Genomic DNA, 15,528 nt, shown 5'->3' with positions numbered 1-15,528 from the left:
CTATGGCTGCCGAGCCTATGGCCGCTGCCGAGCCTATGGCCGCGTTCGAGCCGGAGATTCGGGCCCGCAGTTCCGAGCCGAGGCCGTTCTGGCTGGCACTGCTGCTGCCCATCGGTATCGCTTTGATCTTTATCGGCACCAAAACACTCAACGGCACCACCGCGGAGATCAGGGTTCTGCTGGTCCTGGTGGGTATCGTGGCCGCCTACCTGGGTTTGGATGCCGCCTGCCAGAAACGATGGGGGGCGGGTTTCGACACCTCGGCATGGCTGTCGGGGATTTGGCTGGTAATGATTGGGTTGTCGGCCATCACCGTGTCGTGGCTGCCCCTGCCGGAATCCAAGCTGGTGAAGAACTCCTTCGGTGAGGGTTTGCGGCTCCGCCCCGATCTGTTCTCCCGCCATCCGTTCGGTACCAACAGCCAGGAACTCGACATCCTGGGTGGGGTCATGTGGGGGGCCCGCACCTCGCTCATCATCAGCTTGGGCGCGGTGGCCATCGGCATCCTGATCGGCGGGGTGATCGGTATCGCCGCGGGCTACTTCCGGGGTTCGTTGGATACCGGTGTGGGTATCCTGGCCGACTCCCTTCTGGCTTTCCCCCCGCTCATCCTGCTGGTGGCGGTGGCAACGGTGTTCACCCAGAACCAGTGGACCATGGCGTTGGAACTATCGCTGCTGGGTATTCCCACCTATATCCGGTTGTCCCGAGCCAACACGTTGACATTCGCCCAGCGGGAGTTTGTTCTGGCCGCCAAGGCCATGGGCTCGGACAACCGGCGGGTGATATTCCGGGAGTTGATGCCCAACGTGGCTCTGCCGCTGGCATCGTATGCCTTTCTGGTGACCGCGGTGCTGATCGTGGCCGAAGCCTCGCTCAGCTTCCTCGGGGTGGGCATCCAACCCCCCGAACCCACCTGGGGCAACATGATCAGGGGGGGCTTCGAGCGATTCCAGGACCATCCCCACATAGTGTTCGTACCCGGAATCGTGATGTTCATGACAGTGTTCGCCCTCAACCGGATCGGAGACAAGGCTCGCGAGCGCTGGGACCCCCGCGAAACCCAGCTCTGATCGGTTATTCGTTGATTATTTGTCGTCGGCTTTGATGGTTGATCGGTTACTTGTTGTCGGCCTTGATGGCTGATCGGTTATTTGTTGTCGGCTTTTATGGCTGATCGGAAACGTTCGATGTTGGCCAGCTTTATGTCCTCGTAGCCGCGGACCAGGTCGGCGGCTTCGGCGATGGCCACGGCGGGGGCCAGGTCGTCAGGGGTTGTGGCCCCCTTCGTGGCGTGGCGAAGAGCGGTTAGGTACTCGCCGGGGAGCCGGCGCTCCTGCCGGCGGATTCCGGCCCGACCGAAGGGGTCGAACGGTGTGCCCCGGAGGCGCTTGGCCCGGGCCAGCAAACCGATCAGTGGCCTCCATCGCCTTACCGGAAAGGAGATCTTGCTGCTCCGGCCCAGGGCTCGCAGGATGGGTGGATGCAGTTGCCAGGCCAGCCGGTCCCCGGGTTGGGAAGCGGCCAGGGCCGGGGCGTGCCCGCCGGTGTCGAGCAGCAATCGGGCCACCTCGTACTCGTCCTTGTAGGCCATCAGCCTGAACAGGCCGTTAGCCACCGCCGTCACCAGCGCGGTGGAGTTCGGGTTCACCCGGCGCTCCACCGCGGCAAACTCGGCGATCCCGTCCAGATAGCGGCCGGCCAGCGTCCGGTTTTGGAACCGCACCAGCTCCGCGCCGAACATCTCCACCGCGGCCCCCAGCACGGTGTCGCCGTTGGCCAAACCTTCGATGCGGTCGCTCAGCTCCTGTCCCAGAACGGCCCGGTTTCCGGGGTTGGGCATTCCGCCGGTGGCGGGGGTGCTGGCGGGTTCGGGGATAGAGGAACGTCCTTTCAACGCGGCGTCGTTGGGCGTTCCTCCGGTGGCCGGGGTGCCGGCGGGGGCATATTTTGGGCCGCGGGCGGCAGCTTGCTCCACCATGGGTTGATCTGCCACCCACCACCGGCCCCAGCGGAACGCGGCGGTGTTCATCTCCACCTCCACCGCATTGAGTGCGATTGCGGTTTCCAGGGATTCGGGCGATACCGGTAGCAACCCGGTCTGGGTGGCCATGCCCACGACGAATACGTTGGCCCCCACCGTGTCGCCCACCAGCGCCTGGGCCAGGTCGGAGGCCCGGGCCCAGAACCGGGCATCGGGCCGGGTCTCGGTTTGCAATCGCTCCAGCAACTCGGAGGCGGTGGGCATGTCGATCTCGGGATGAGCGGTCTTGACCCCGGGGGGTACCAGATCCAGCGATCCCACCACCGATGTGCGGGTTGGGTCGGTCGTGTCCAGACCGGCATCCGATGCCGCCACCAGCAGGTCGAAGGCCAAAAGCAGGTCGGCCTGGTGGTCGCCGAGCCGGTTGCTTCCCGAGCGGCCGTTTCGGGTGATGCGCAGATCGCTCACCACCGGTCCGGCCTTCTGCGACAACCCGATTTGATCCAGACCCTGCACGTCGAACCCGTCGAGCATGGCCGCGGTGGCGATTAGCTGGCCGGTGGTGACCACCCCGGTGCCGCCGATTCCGGTGATGCGGATGCTCACATCGGTGCCGGCCGGTTCCGGTGGGGCCGGGATGGGTGTGGGGGGCACCGGTGGGGTGACCGCCACGGGGGCTGAGCGTCGGTCTGGATGCCACCAGCGCCGGCGGGGGCGGCGGATGGTGATGAACGCGGGACAGTCTCCCTCCAGGCACGACAGGTCCACGTTGCAACTGTCCTGATCGATGGTGGTCTTGCGGCCGAACGGGGTGTCGATGGGTTGCACCGACAGGCAGTTGGATATCTCGGCACAGTGTCCGCACCCCTCGCAAACCCGATGGTTTATGGCCACCCGGGTTCGGGGTTGGGGGATCCGGTTCCGCTTGCGGTCCCGGCGCAGCTCGGCGGCGCATCTCTGGTCGTGGATGAGCACGGTCACCCCGCTCACCCCGGCCAGTTGCTTTTGGACTCCGGCCAGCTCGGTGCGGTTCTTGACCTCCACCTCCCGGGGCAGCCCCGAGCGGCGGGTGCGATCGGGGTCGTCGGAAGTGATGATTATGCGGGCCACCCCCTGGGCCAGCAGAACCCGGCAAACCCGATCCAGACCGATGCCGCCGGTGGGATCCTGCCCCCCGGTCATGGCCACCGCACCGTTCCACAAAAGCCTGTAGGTGATGTTCACCCCGGCGGCTATGGCCGCGGTAATCGCCAGTTGCCCGGAGTGGAAGAACGTCCCGTCGCCCATGTTCTGGATCAGATGGGGGGTGTCCACGAACGGGGCCATGCCGATCCACTGGGTGCCCTCGCTGCCCATGCAGGTGAGCCCAACGATGTCGCCGTAGCGGGACTCGCCTCCCAGCAGGATCATGGTGTGGCAGCCGATGCCCGCGCCCACCGCAGTGTCGGTGCCGGTCACGGTACTGCGGTTGTGGGGGCATCCCGAGCAGAAGTACGGGGTGCGGTTGACGCTCAGAGGTATGCGCTCCCGGACTCGGGGCACCGGGGCCAGCCGGTCGGACAACCGGGCCAGCCGGCTGCGCAGCGGCTCGATGAGATCGTCGGCGTGAAGGGCACCGTGGCTCTTGATGAGGCGCCGGTCGAACTCGTCGAACCCACCCACGATCCGGGGTCGGTGGGGGGTGTTGTACAGGGCATCCTTGACCCGTGACTCCACGTTGGGGGTTTTCTCCTCGATGACGAGGATCTCCTCCAGGCCGGTGGCGAACTCCCGGATGGTGGAGGTGTTGAACGGGATGGGCATCCCCATGCGAAGCAGGCGAATGCCGGAGTCGGCCAGCTTCTCGTCGCTACCCAGGCCGAGCACCTCCAGCGCCTCGCGCACCTCCCAGTAGGTGATACCCGAGGAGATGATCCCGATCCAGGCATCGGGAGAGTCCACCACCACCCGGTTGAGGTGGTTCATCTGGGCGTAGCGAAGGGCCAGATCGGTGCGGACCTCGACTATCTCCCGCTCGATGTCCAGCGTGTAGGGGGTGAGCAGCCGGGGGTCGGGGCGGTGCCGGTAGGGTGCACCCTCGTGCAGGGGTATGGTTGGTTCGACCCGGTTGGGGTCGAGCCTCACGCTGGCCGAGCCGTCGGCCACGTCGGCCACGATCTTCATCCCCACCCACAGGCCGGTGGCCCGGCTCATGGCGATGGCGTGGCGGCCCAGCTCCAGCACATCGGCGGGATCGCCGGGGTACAGGACGGGGATGTGCAGATCGGCCAGCACCCCGGCCGAGGTGGACGGCAGGGTGGAGGACTTGGCGTTGGGGTCATCGCCGGCCAGCAGCACCGCACCGCCGTTGGGGCAGGCACCGGCGAAGGTCGCATGGCGGATGGCATCGGTGGCCCGGTCCACTCCGGGGGCCTTGCCGTACCAGATGCCGATGACACCGTCGAAGCGGGCATCGGGCCTCGAGGCGGCGAGCTGGCTGCCCATCACCGCGGTGGCGGCACACTCCTCGTTGACCGAGGGCCGCAGCGTGACGGCCCCCTCCCCCGATTCCCGCACGGCCCGTTCCAGCGCCGAGTCGAGCCCGCCCAGCGGCGAGCCGGGGTAGCCCGCCGCGAACACCGCGGTATTCAGTCCCACAGCCCGATCGGCCCGGAGTTGCTCCAGCGGGAGCCGAGCCATGGCTTGTATACCGGTGAGCAGGACCGTCCCGTACTCGTTGGTGTAGCGGTCGGAAAGTTGGTAGCTGAGGCTCGGCTCGGTGGCCGTCATGCGTAAGCCAGTCTAGGGAGAATGGTCAATAAAATCAATTACAGTAATTTCATGATTTTTTACATACAAAGAATGTATACAGTACTATAGTCGGAACCACAATAGTACAAGCAGTTAGCATATAACTCATAAGCATAAATTCAAGTGGCTAATGGTCAATACATTTCTAAGTATAATTCATTGATCTTGAGCCGTCGCAATTTTGTGGATTTTGGGCTGTGTCAGTGTCGTTCAGGGTGGATGTACTGGTTAGAGGAAGTGGGTATGTTTTCTAGAATTCAACGAGGTATCGGGGCAAGAAACTCTCGGGTTCTATACGCACACTAGCAATCCGGTCAGCTCGGTAGCTTCGGATCTGACTTTGGTCGTTGACCACCATGACAAGGAGGTTTCCCTGTTGCGAGTAGCGCAAGGAGTAAGGTTCAACGGTTCGCGGCCCGACTCGTCCTTTCAGTGCGCGGTAATTAATTGTGACCTTGAGGCGGTTCGCTCCAGCGAAGCGGATCAGTTCAATCGGCAAGCCTTCTTGCCATGTGGTCATATGGCGCGCTGGTCGCCAGTCAGTAGTTTCTTCCTCCGACTGGATTTCGGTAAAAACTAGCATAGGTTGCGTTCCCTCAAGCCACGAGAAGACATTATCGAGTTGTGACCAGAAATTCTCGAACTGGGGCAAGAATGGCAATTGGTGGCCGAGCATGTTGGACCACTCAGTCTCGATCTCTTTTCGGAATGGTGTGGCATGGATTGTTTCGAGCGTGGGTATTTCTATTCCGGCATGCACACACTTTGCTTCAAGGACAGCCCTGACATCAAGGGCGCGACCGGCTAGTTCCGGGTGCCGATAAGTATGGACAACGTCGTAGAGGTCGCGCGGTCGGCATCGCTCGAAAAGCGCCCGGATTTTCTCGCCAAGAAGCTCAGGCAACGAGTAGCAAATGACATTTGTGAGTTGACCCATCGTGGAGTTGGGCAGTATATCACTGAACGGATGAAAGATTGGTCGTAGCTCTAGTTCTCTAACCAGGACTTCATCGGCTGTGAGGTCGAGCTTCACCTTTGGCGGAGTCGGCGACCCGAGCGGGCCGATGTAGGCCAGCCGTCCTTCAATGGTCGGGTGGCCTCGTTTGTTTTGGCGCTGACGAAACGATCTGTTGTCAACAATGAGGCGCAACCCACACTGATTGTCAAGCCACGTGGCAATCTCCGTGAACATCTTTATCAGGTGACTCGTATTGAGGTCGGCCTTGGTAACGGTGAAGTCCAGGTCTTCGGAGAATCGGTAAGTCTCAAACCAGCATTTCCTGAGGCACGGAAGGCTCCACCGGTGATCGCGACAGGTCGGCCATGATGGTCGATCAGAAACATTGGCGAATCACCGGTGGAGGTGTTCCAGTATGGCACAGAGGTTGTGTGCGGGCGAGCGTGCCCGCATCGAGACTATGGTTGGGATGGGGGTGGGGACAGCTGAGATGGCCCGCCGGTTGGGCAGGAGCCGCTCCGCGGTGTGGCGGGAGTTGCGGCGCAACGGGGGTGGTTCGGTGTATCGGGCCGATGCGGCCCAAGCCGTTGCCGATGTGCGGGCTTTGAGGCCTCGCCCATCCAAGTTGGCCACAGATCCGGTGTTGGCCGACGCGGTGGCCGAGTTGTTGGCGCTTCGTTGGTCCCCTCATGCGATCTCAGAATCTCTCCGCAAACAAGGGCTGCGGGTGTGCGCAGAAACCATCTACCGGGCGTGTTACGACCCCAGCGGACGCAGCGGCCTAGCAGCCGATAGCTGGAAACTGCTGGTGCGCCGTCGCCGGCGGCGCAAACCCCGAAGCCGTTGTGAGCAGGCGAAACGCTCCGTGCTGGGTGATTTCCGGCCCATAGCGCAGCGCCCCGCAATAGTCGACACCCGAGCCGAGGCGGGCCACTGGGAAGGTGATCTGATAATCGGTGCGAACAACCAATCAGCCGTAGCCACCCTGGTGGAGCGCACCAGCCGCCACACCCTGGTAGTGCCTTTATGTGATGGTTACGACGCCCGAAACACCGCCAAAGCCGTCACCGCCGCACTCAAACGCCAACCCGCCGAAATGGTCAAAACCCTGACCTGGGACCAAGGAACAGAAATGGCCAAATGGGCCGACATCGAAAAAACCCTCAACATACAGGTCTATTTCTGCGAACCCCGATCCCCCTGGCAACGACCCACCAACGAACAAAACAACGCCACACTCAGACGCTGGCTACCCAAAAGCACCAACCTCAACATCGGCCCGGTACGCCTCGCCATCATCGAAGACCTCATCAACACCATGCCCCGCAGAATCCACCAATGGCAACCCGCCCAAACCATCTACACTAAACTCTGTCGCGATCACCAATAGAGCCTACCCACGTCCCGCCCTTGAACGCCCACGACTGCGTCCTCGGATGTGCTGCGATGCCAGCTAGTAGCCATCCCAGCACGTAATCCTTCTCGACAACGTGGTGTGCGAGCTGCCACTGACCCGCGAGGTTTGCTATCTCCCGGTTTCTGATCACGCGGAGATGTCTGCGTTGACTATAAGACCCCACTCGCTTGAGCGCGACCCATTTGCCCCCAGCGCTGGGTCAAGCAGTGGGAACCCTGTGGTCAGTGGTCGCGCGATCGCCGATGTCTCATAGCCAAGTGCTTCCATTAGGTACCCGAGCCTTTTGATTCCAGCTCCGTTGCCCAGACGCTCAAGAGCTTTCAGGATATCAACAACCATTTCGTCCGCCGAGTCCTGGAGGGCAGCGTCGAGTACCTCCATCGTGTGACGGATCCCACCGCCGAGCGCAGGTTCTGACAACATATCTGCGACTGTGCGCTCTCTGCTCGACACCTTGATCTTCTTGTTACCGCGCCATTCTTGATCGAGTCCCCAAGCTAACCGGTCCGCCGGGACATGATGTATCCGGTATGGCACCCCGGCGAGCACTTGGTCTACATGGCGGACCCGTTGTGCGGTTGCAACGACAGTTGATCGAAAGACCTGATCGGTAAGTGCCCAGTGGTGTGCCGCAGACCAGCCGGCAATGTAGCAGGGACTCCATACCAGATCTGCGAGGTACCACGGATCCTCACTCCAAGTCGCTGGGTCACGAGCGTCGACGGGAACTGCTATGTAAAGTCCCCGTCGCACCCGTCGTAGCCAGCCGTTGGCAGCCCAGGCAGCAAGTCGCCGAGCAGCCACGTTTCGGCTCACTCCTAGTGTCTCAGCCGCAGCCTCAACTGTGACCGCTCGCTGACCAGCGCCAAACAGCGCAACAAGCTGCCGCCTGCTGCGAACCGTAAGTCCTCCATATCGGAGCTGCCCACTCATCTGCTACATTCTAAATCCAGTAATTCTTGTCCAGACCGTATTACTGGCTTCATAGTGTCAGCCTACCTGAACAACCCAATGGTTCAGATACCAATGCAAGCGAAGATTACTGTGGTGGGGAGGCGAAAGTTGGCCTTGTGCCGATGATTTGGGTGGCTTCGAGGCGGGCCAGGTCGTTCTTGCTCACACCCAGTAGGCCGCCAAGAACCTCGGCGTTGTGTTCTCCCAGCATGGGGGCGGGGCGGGTGAACCATCGCTCGGGCCGGCGACCGAAGCGCACCGGTAGGGCCGGGAAGCGGTGGGTGCCGACCAGTGGATGCTCTACTGCCTCGTAAAAGCCTCGGGCGTTGACCTGGGGGTTGCGGTCGCCTCCCCGGGGTGTGCCCAACTCGGCGGTGGGAACACCGAACGAGATGAGCCGGTCCACGGCATCGGCGGCGGGGAGGTCGGCGCACCACCGGCTGAGCCGCTCGTCGAAGGCGTGGCGGGCCGCGAAACGGTCAGCCGGCGAGGCCGAGACCGCCACCCGGTCCAGCTCCAGTTCGGGGGCGGCGGCCAGCAGACCCGTCCAGTGCTGATCGGTCTCCACCGAGAGGGCGATCAGCCTGCCATCCGAGCAGGCGTAAATCCCCTGGGGGCAGGCGTGGGGGTGGTGGTTGGTGTCTCTCGACATGAGATGGCCGGTGGCCGAGTACTCCACCACCTGCTCGGCCGCCGCGTTCAGCGCAGCCTCCACCATGGTTGCCTCCACGAAGCTGCCCCGGCCGGTGCGCTCCCGGGCGTGCAGACCGCAGATAACCGCGTAGGCGGCGTGCAGACCGGCCAGCGGATCGGACGGGCCCCGGGCGAGCTGGGGGGAGGTGTCGGGGTAGCCGCTCAGCCAGCACATACCGCTGACCTGCTCCATCGTTTGGGCGAAGCCCACCCGGTCGCGCCACGGCCCGTCCAGCCCGAAAGCCGGCATCCGCACCATCACCAGGCGGGGGTTTATCTCGCTGACCACATCCCAATTCAGGCCGAACTGGTCGATCACCCGGGGCGAGAAGTTCTCCACCAGGGCATCGGACACCCCGATCAGCCGGTGCAGCAACTCCATACCCTCGGGTCGGGTCAGATCCAGGGTCACCGATCGCTTACCCACGTTGGCGTGGTGGAAGGTGGGGCCGAACTCCCACCACCAGTCGTCATCGGGGTTGCGGACCGAGCCGAATCTCATCCCGTCGGGTCGCTGCACCGACTCGATGTGGATGACGTCGGCCCCCAGGGCGGTCAGCACCAGCGTGGCATAGGGACCGGCCCAGAAGGCGGTCATGTCCACCACCCGGACCCCGCTCAGGGGCATGGAATCAGCCGGTACCGCGGTATCGGTGCCACCCACCGGTTGGCCAAGAGGATGCCTCGTGGGTTGCGTCTCGCCCAGCACTTCGTTGGTGTGCTGCCCCAGCAGGGGGGTGGGCCGGAAGGGAACCGGGGGATGGGCGGCATTGCGATAGGGCACCCGGGGTTGAACGAATCCACCACCGGGGTGGGGTACGTACACCCCTCGCTGCACCAAGTGATCCAACTCCACCAGGTTGGCCCCATTGCCGATCGGGGCGACCGGGATGCGGAGAAGTATGGCTTCGGCCACCACCTCCTCGGTGGTACGAGCCGCGGTCCACTCCCTGATGGGTCCGGCAATGGACTCCCCCGCGGCAATGCGCCTGCCCATGGTGGCCAACCGGGGATCGTCGCCCCACTCCGGTCGACCGATCAGAACGGTGAAGTCCTGCCACTGCTGGCCGGTGAACACGCAGAATCCCACGTAGCCGTCCCGGGTGGGTTCCACCGACGGCACCTCCAGCAGGGCCCTGGTGTCGTACTCGCCGGTGAACGAACCCCACAGGGTCTGCACGTTGGTACAGGTGGGGGTGATGGTCTCGAGCAGGGACAGGTCCACGTGGTCGCCGACCCCGGTTCGTTGAGCCCTGCGCAGCGCGGCGATGGCCGCCACCGCCGCGCTGACCCCGCCCATCCACTCCCCGATGCGACCACCGGCGTTGAACGGGGCTCGTCCGGGCCGGCCTCGAGTGGCGGTGGATCCGGCGATGGCCATGAGCGTGAACTCGTTGGCCGGACGGTTGCTCCACGGTCCACCCCGGCCGAAGTTGGACACCGACACCATGGTGGCTCCGGGCCGGCACCGGGACAGCGCCTCCCAACCGACTCCCAGGGCTTCCATCTCTCCCGGTTCGGACCGCTCAATCACCAACTCGGCGGTGGCGTACAGCTCCAGCAGCCTGTCCCGTCCCCCGGCGGTCCGGTAGTCCAGCACCACGCTCCGCTTGGTGGTGTTCAGGAATCCGAACAGGGGTCCGTGATCGTGGATGGGTGCGAACGAGGCGGAGTAGCCCCGCAGCGGGTCGCCGCCGGGCAGCTCCACCTTCACCACATCGGCTCCGGCGTCGGCCAGCAGCTTGGTGGCATAGCCCCCGGCGATACCCCAGCCCATATCGACAACCCGAACCCCATCCAGTGCCGGTCGCCCAACCATGAGTTCTCCTGTACCCATGAGCTCCCCCGCAACCATGAGTTCCCCAGACTAGTGAACTACTGTCTTGGCCGGTGGCAGGCAACGAGCAGGCATCGGTGGATCAACCAACTCAACACCGGCATGGATCGGTGGATCAACCCCGGATAGAGGCCGCGGTTCGAGAGATCCTGGCCGCCATCGGTGAGGACCCCAACCGGGATGGTCTGAGGGACACGCCCAGCCGGGTGGCTCGCATGTATGCCACCATCTGCGAGGGTCTGCACCAGGATCCGGCAACCCATTTGACCCGGCAGTTCGAGGCCGACCACGACGAGATGATCCTGGTGAGGGATATACCGCTGTACTCGCTGTGCGAGCACCACCTGATTCCGTTTCTGGGCAAGGCCCACGTGGGTTACATCCCCAACAACGACGGTTGCATCACCGGGCTGTCCAAGCTGGCTCGGGTGGTGGAGGGTTATGCCCGCATGCCCCAGGTGCAGGAGAGGCTCACCACCCAGATAGCCGATGCCATCGAGACCATATTGAATCCTCGGGGCGTGCTGGTGGTGGTGGTGGCCGAGCACCTGTGCATGTCGATGCGGGGCATCCGCAAGCCGGGGGCCAACACGGTCACGTCGGCAGTGCGGGGTTTGTTCCGTACCGACATGGCCACCCGCGCCGAGGCGATGCGGTTCGTTGATCGTTGACCATGGAGCCGTTGGTCATGGGTATAGTCAACGTGACTCCGGACTCCTTTTATGACGGTGCCCGGTTTTTGACCCCCGAGGCCGCGGTGACCCGGGGGCTCGAGCTGTTCGACGAGGGGGCTGCCGTGGTGGATGTGGGTGGCGAGTCCACCCGCCCGGGAGCCCGCCCGGTACCCCTGGACGAGGAACTGGCCCGGGTGGTGGATGTGGTGGCCGGCCTGGCCCCCCGCGGCCGGGTGTCCATCGACACCACCAAACCGGAGGTGGCCCGAGCCGCCGCCGCCGCCGGTGCCGGTATCATCAACGATGTCTCGGCATCCCTGCACGAGGTGGCGGCCGAGTTGGACATGATTTGGATAGCGGTCCATTGCCAGGGGACCCCCGCCACCATGCAGAGGGATCCTCACTATGCCGACGTGGTGGTTGAGGTGGGTGACTTTCTGGCTGCCGCTTCCGAGCGGGGGTTGGCCGCCGGGGTGCCCGAGGTTTGGGTGGATCCCGGAATAGGCTTCGGCAAGACCACAACCCACAACCTGGAGCTACTGGCCAACCTGAGCCGGATCGTGGCCCGGGGACAACCCGTCGTGGTCGGGGCCAGCCGCAAGCGCTTCATCGGGGAATTGCACGCCCGCAGTGACGGACTAAAAGTGCCCGAAGTGCCCGTCGACGACCGCCTGGAGGGGTCGCTGGCCACCGCGGCCTGGTCGTTGGCCCAAGGAGCATCGGTTGTCCGGGCCCACGATGTGGCGGCCTCGGTCCGGGTATTGAAGGTGGTGGTATGAGGAACAAGGCGGCCTCGGTCCGGGTATTGAAGGTGGTGGGAGCATGAGGAACAAGTGGGTGACGGGTATTTGTCCCCGCAACTTCCACTGGATAATGAGGGACCGCTTCGCGATCTGCGAGCGCCCGGGCGGTCGGGGTGAGAGCCACCGCCGGGTTCGGCGTACCGAGGAGATCAACTGGATCCGCCAGCAGGGGTTTACCCGGGTGGTGTCGTTGATCCCTTCCACCCATAACCTTCACAACTACAGCGAGCAAAACATTGCTTGGAATCACTGGCCCATCGCCGACAACGAGGACTATCGGGCGCGGCTGGGCCCCCTGTTCGTCGAGTTGCGATCGCTGCTGGCCGCCGGGGAGAAGCTGTTGGTCCACCGCCGAGCCCTGGGTGATGTGGTGTGCGGCTTCACGGCTGGGTACCTGTTGTGGAGCGGTATGGTTGCCAGCGAGCCGCAGGTGGTGGTGGTGGTGGAGAAGTTGACTGGGCGCCCTCTGGGTTCGGTGGGTCGCGGTATCGTGAGCATCGCCCTCACACTTCCCAAACCGGGAGAACAAGTTTCCGAAACCGGGGAGCCCGATACAGATGAGGGCTTGAACCCACCCGCCCTTGCGCCGGAATCGGTGGCCGAAACCGGGGAGCCCGATGAAGATGAGGGGCGCGGCGGGGATGGTTGAGGACTGCCTGGTGCTTCGCGGTTTGCGGTTGATGGCCCTTTGCGGGGCGTTGCCGGAGGAGAAGGTTCGACCCCAACCCTTCGAGTTGGATCTGGACATCGGTGCCGACCTGATGCCCGCGGGCGGTTCCGACGATCTGGCCGACACCGTTGACTACGGGGTGGTAGGGGCCGCGGTGGGGGCCGCGGTGGAGGGTGAGCAGTTCACCTTGATGGAGGCCCTGGCCCAGCGAGTGGCCGAAGCCTGCTTGGCCGGTGACCGGCGGGTGCAGTGGGTCACCGTGGAGGTCCGCAAGCTGCGTCCCCCGGTACCCCAGCACCTGTCCACCAGCGGGGTGCGCATCACTCGCTATCGCCCATGAACGTGAGTGTGCTTGTGGGTGCTTTCGATCCTCAGGCAGCTTCATGCTACGTGTCTCGCCCATGAACGTGAGTTGGGTTCAATGACCCAGGCCTTTTTGGGTTTGGGGTCGAACCTGGGCAACCGGATTGGGTATCTCGAGGGCGCGGTGGCCGGCGTTCCCGACCGCGTCGCCGTCTCCGGGGTGTACGAGACCGAGCCGGTGGGCGGTCCCGACCAGGGCCGGTACCTGAACGCGGTGGTCGAGTTGGACACCCGGCGGTCGGCCCGGGACCTGCTGGAACTGGGCCAGGCGCTGGAGGCTGCTGCCGGCCGGATGCGGGAGGTCCGCTGGGGTCCCCGCACGCTGGACGTCGATGTTCTGTGGGTGGACGGGCAGGTGGTTGACGAACCCGATCTGGTGGTGCCCCATCCCCGGATGTTCGAGCGGGCGTTCGTGATGTTACCCCTGGCCGAACTGGCTCCCGATCTGGTCGGGGATCGGATCGGCCCCGACCCCGGGGGTTGCCGTCGCCTGGGGGACTGGGCCGATTTGGCGCCTTCCCCCCGCGGGGGCGGCCGGTGAGCATCGGGGCCCGGTTTTCTCTTCGATGGGGCGGCCGGTGAATACCGCCACCCAACTACCGGTCATCGAGCGGGTGTCCGAGTTGCGGGCTGCGGTCGAGGCCGTCCGCCGCCGGGGCGGCTCGGTTGGTTTGGTGCCGACCATGGGCTACCTGCATGAGGGTCACCAGTCGCTGGTGGCCCGGTCGGCCGCCGGTGACGATCTGACCGTGGTGAGCGTTTTCGTGAACCCGCTCCAGTTCGCCGAGGGGGAGGATTACGGAACCTATCCCCGGGATCTGGACCGGGACACCGAGATGAGCGCCGCCGCGGGGGCCGGCCTTGTATTCGCTCCCCCCGCTGAGGAGATGTATCCCCAAACCCCGATCACCTCGGTGACGGTCAAGGGGCTCAACGCCATGCTGGAGGGCCAAATCCGCCCGACCCACTTCGACGGGGTGACCACCGTGGTGGCCAAACTGCTCTCCATTCTGGGGCCGGGCCGGGCCTATTTCGGTGAGAAGGACTACCAGCAACTGGTGATCATCCGGCGCATGGTGGCCGATCTGTGCCTGCCGGTCGAGGTGGTGGGTTGCCCCACTTTCAGGGAGCCCGATGGCTTGGCCATGTCCAGCCGGAATGTCTACCTATCCACCGGCGAGCGACCGGCAGCCACCGTGCTGTGGCGTTCTCTGCAAGCCGGACGGGACGCGGTGGTCGGGGGTAGCCGGGATCCCGGTGAGGTGGAGGCAGCCATTGCCGCGGTGCTGGCTGCCGAGCCCAAGGCATCTCCCGACTATGTTGCGGTGGTTGATGCCACCACCTTGGATCGTCCCGATGTCCTGGCCGGCGAGCTGCGACTGCTGGTGGCCGCTCGGATCGGCCGGGCCCGCCTGATCGACAATCTGGGGGTGAGCTGTGACTGATTTCGATCCCCCGGCTGACTGTGATCCCTCGGCTGATTTCGATCCCCCGGCGGATGAGGTGCGGGCTGTGGTGGAGCGGGCTCTGGCCGAGGATGTGGGGTTACTGGGCGATCTCACCTCCTCGCTTCTGACCCCGGCCGGTATGACCGCCGAGATCGTGGCCCGGGCCGCGGGTTGCCTGGCCGGGCGAGCCTGCGCGGTCGAGGTGTTCCGCCAGGTTGACCCCTCGGTCACCGTGAGTTGGCGGGCTGCCGATGGCAATCCGGTAACTCCGGGCCAGATGCTGGCGGTGGTCGCCGGACCCCGGGCCTCGGTGCTGACCGCGGAGCGAACCGCGCTCAACTTCTTGAGTCATCTGTCGGGTATCGCCACCGAGGTTTCCCGGTACGCGGCCCTGGCCACGGCGGCAGGGAGGGCTCGCATCCGGGACACCCGCAAGACAACCCCCGGTTTGCGATCCTTGGAGAAGGCCGCGGTAAGGGCCGGCGGGGGCCACAACCACCGGTCGGGATTGTCGGACTGGATCATGCTCAAGGACAACCACCTGGTTGGTATCGACATTGCCGAAGTGGTGGCCGCGGCCCGGCAGCGGTGGCCTGGTCGCACCGTTCAGGTGGAGTGCGATCACATCCAGCAGGTGGATGAGGCCCTGGTGGCCGGTGCCGATGCCCTGTTGCTGGACAACATGGCCCCTGACGAGGTGCGGGTATGCGTGGCCCGGGCCGAAGGGCACGACTGCCTGCTGGAGGTGAGCGGTGGTGTCACCGAGGAGACGGTGGCCGAGTACGCTGCCACCGGAGTGGACTTCATCTCGGTGGGTCGCATCACCAACTCAGCCCCCGCCCTGGACATGGCCCTGGATGCAACGGACATAGCCCCGGATGGGACCATAGCCCCGGATGGGGATGGTGGCCCGGGCCGGGATCGGGCGGTATAAACG

At 64.5% G+C, this 15,528-nt stretch carries 13 protein-coding genes and 2 pseudogenes; 9 read left to right on the top strand and 6 right to left on the bottom strand.

The window, feature by feature from the left end:
- Positions 1 to 2: 2 nt before the first annotated feature.
- Positions 3 to 1,073 (top strand): ABC transporter permease, encoded by a 1,071-nt coding sequence (locus ACOGXC_RS10635; RefSeq protein WP_419918170.1) that lies wholly within the window; start codon positions 3 to 5, stop codon positions 1,071 to 1,073.
- 77 nt (positions 1,074 to 1,150) lie between these two features.
- On the opposite strand, the gene ACOGXC_RS10630 is transcribed toward ACOGXC_RS10635, so the two are convergent.
- The 3 genes and pseudogenes from ACOGXC_RS10630 to ACOGXC_RS10620 form a co-directional block, all read right to left on the bottom strand.
- Complete coding sequence (locus ACOGXC_RS10630) at positions 1,151 to 4,753, bottom strand: indolepyruvate ferredoxin oxidoreductase family protein (RefSeq protein ID WP_419918169.1); 3,603 nt, start codon at positions 4,751 to 4,753, stop codon at positions 1,151 to 1,153.
- A gap of 271 nt (positions 4,754 to 5,024) precedes the next feature.
- Entirely contained in the window at positions 5,025 to 5,294 is a 270-nt protein-coding gene (locus tag ACOGXC_RS10625) for a WYL domain-containing protein (protein WP_419920060.1), read from the bottom strand.
- 123 nt (positions 5,295 to 5,417) lie between these two features.
- Positions 5,418 to 6,050, bottom strand: a pseudogene (locus ACOGXC_RS10620) (nucleotidyl transferase AbiEii/AbiGii toxin family protein); the annotation flags it as partial.
- A 97-nt stretch (positions 6,051 to 6,147) separates the two neighbouring features.
- On the opposite strand from ACOGXC_RS10620, the gene ACOGXC_RS10615 reads away from it, so the two are divergent.
- Positions 6,148 to 7,122, top strand: a complete 975-nt coding sequence (locus ACOGXC_RS10615) for an IS30 family transposase (RefSeq protein ID WP_419918168.1) — start codon at positions 6,148 to 6,150, stop codon at positions 7,120 to 7,122.
- A gap of 153 nt (positions 7,123 to 7,275) precedes the next feature.
- Here the strand turns inward: ACOGXC_RS10615 and ACOGXC_RS10610 are convergent, their stop codons facing one another.
- From ACOGXC_RS10610 to ACOGXC_RS10600, 3 genes and pseudogenes are all read right to left on the bottom strand, one after another.
- Positions 7,276 to 7,530: a hypothetical protein gene (locus tag ACOGXC_RS10610; RefSeq protein WP_419920100.1), complete on the bottom strand. Its 255-nt coding sequence runs from the start codon at positions 7,528 to 7,530 to the stop codon at positions 7,276 to 7,278.
- 363 nt (positions 7,531 to 7,893) lie between these two features.
- A pseudogene (locus ACOGXC_RS10605) lies at positions 7,894 to 8,082 on the bottom strand (hypothetical protein); the annotation flags it as partial.
- A 106-nt stretch (positions 8,083 to 8,188) separates the two neighbouring features.
- Positions 8,189 to 10,615 carry a CaiB/BaiF CoA transferase family protein gene (locus ACOGXC_RS10600; RefSeq protein ID WP_419918167.1) on the bottom strand — a complete coding sequence of 809 codons (2,427 nt, stop codon included), beginning with the start codon at positions 10,613 to 10,615 and terminating at the stop codon, positions 8,189 to 8,191.
- A 71-nt stretch (positions 10,616 to 10,686) separates the two neighbouring features.
- Here ACOGXC_RS10600 and folE point away from each other — a divergent pair, with 71 nt between their 5' ends.
- From folE to nadC, 7 genes are all read left to right on the top strand, one after another.
- The gene (folE, locus tag ACOGXC_RS10595) at positions 10,687 to 11,304 is read left to right on the top strand and encodes a GTP cyclohydrolase I FolE (RefSeq protein WP_419918166.1); all 618 of its coding nucleotides are present in this window, start codon (positions 10,687 to 10,689) and stop codon (positions 11,302 to 11,304) included.
- A 2-nt stretch (positions 11,305 to 11,306) separates the two neighbouring features.
- Positions 11,307 to 12,086, top strand: coding sequence for a dihydropteroate synthase (gene folP / locus ACOGXC_RS10590; protein ID WP_419918165.1), 780 nt, complete (start codon positions 11,307 to 11,309; stop codon positions 12,084 to 12,086).
- A gap of 43 nt (positions 12,087 to 12,129) precedes the next feature.
- Complete coding sequence (locus ACOGXC_RS10585; RefSeq protein WP_419918164.1) at positions 12,130 to 12,759, top strand: hypothetical protein; 630 nt, start codon at positions 12,130 to 12,132, stop codon at positions 12,757 to 12,759.
- On the top strand, positions 12,728 to 13,120 hold the full coding sequence (gene folB, locus ACOGXC_RS10580; protein ID WP_419918163.1) for a dihydroneopterin aldolase: 393 nt from the start codon (positions 12,728 to 12,730) through the stop codon (positions 13,118 to 13,120). The genes ACOGXC_RS10585 and folB overlap by 32 nt, the downstream gene beginning before the upstream one ends.
- An 81-nt stretch (positions 13,121 to 13,201) precedes the next feature.
- Positions 13,202 to 13,684 carry a 2-amino-4-hydroxy-6-hydroxymethyldihydropteridine diphosphokinase gene (gene folK / locus ACOGXC_RS10575; RefSeq protein ID WP_419918162.1) on the top strand — a complete coding sequence of 161 codons (483 nt, stop codon included), beginning with the start codon at positions 13,202 to 13,204 and terminating at the stop codon, positions 13,682 to 13,684.
- A gap of 37 nt (positions 13,685 to 13,721) precedes the next feature.
- The gene (panC, locus tag ACOGXC_RS10570; protein WP_419918161.1) at positions 13,722 to 14,588 is read left to right on the top strand and encodes a pantoate--beta-alanine ligase; all 867 of its coding nucleotides are present in this window, start codon (positions 13,722 to 13,724) and stop codon (positions 14,586 to 14,588) included.
- The gene (gene nadC / locus ACOGXC_RS10565; protein ID WP_419918160.1) at positions 14,581 to 15,525 is read left to right on the top strand and encodes a carboxylating nicotinate-nucleotide diphosphorylase; all 945 of its coding nucleotides are present in this window, start codon (positions 14,581 to 14,583) and stop codon (positions 15,523 to 15,525) included. Before panC ends, nadC begins: the two co-directional genes overlap by 8 nt.
- Positions 15,526 to 15,528: the final 3 nt, after the last annotated feature.

Source organism: Candidatus Poriferisocius sp. (assembly GCF_965202595.1).
Taxonomy (GTDB): domain Bacteria; phylum Actinomycetota; class Acidimicrobiia; order Acidimicrobiales; family Bin134; genus Poriferisocius.
Note: the sequence above shows the minus strand (reverse complement) of the source record. Positions and strands in the feature narration are given on the sequence as shown.

Excerpts from the sequence above, each read along its gene's own strand:
- ACOGXC_RS10600 (WP_419918167.1), bottom strand. The coding sequence starts at position 10,615 with ATGGTTGGGCGACCGGCACTGGATGGGGTTCGGGTTGTCGATATGGGC.
- ACOGXC_RS10615 (WP_419918168.1), top strand. The coding sequence starts at position 6,148 with ATGGCACAGAGGTTGTGTGCGGGCGAGCGTGCCCGCATCGAGACTATG.
- ACOGXC_RS10625 (WP_419920060.1), bottom strand. The coding sequence starts at position 5,294 with ATGACCACATGGCAAGAAGGCTTGCCGATTGAACTGATCCGCTTCGCT.
- folK (WP_419918162.1), top strand. The coding sequence starts at position 13,202 with ATGACCCAGGCCTTTTTGGGTTTGGGGTCGAACCTGGGCAACCGGATT.
- ACOGXC_RS10630 (WP_419918169.1), bottom strand. The coding sequence starts at position 4,753 with ATGACGGCCACCGAGCCGAGCCTCAGCTACCAACTTTCCGACCGCTAC.
- ACOGXC_RS10585 (WP_419918164.1), top strand. The coding sequence starts at position 12,130 with ATGAGGAACAAGTGGGTGACGGGTATTTGTCCCCGCAACTTCCACTGG.
- folP (WP_419918165.1), top strand. The coding sequence starts at position 11,307 with ATGGAGCCGTTGGTCATGGGTATAGTCAACGTGACTCCGGACTCCTTT.
- ACOGXC_RS10610 (WP_419920100.1), bottom strand. The coding sequence starts at position 7,530 with ATGGAGGTACTCGACGCTGCCCTCCAGGACTCGGCGGACGAAATGGTT.
- folB (WP_419918163.1), top strand. The coding sequence starts at position 12,728 with ATGAAGATGAGGGGCGCGGCGGGGATGGTTGAGGACTGCCTGGTGCTT.
- ACOGXC_RS10635 (WP_419918170.1), top strand. The coding sequence starts at position 3 with ATGGCTGCCGAGCCTATGGCCGCTGCCGAGCCTATGGCCGCGTTCGAG.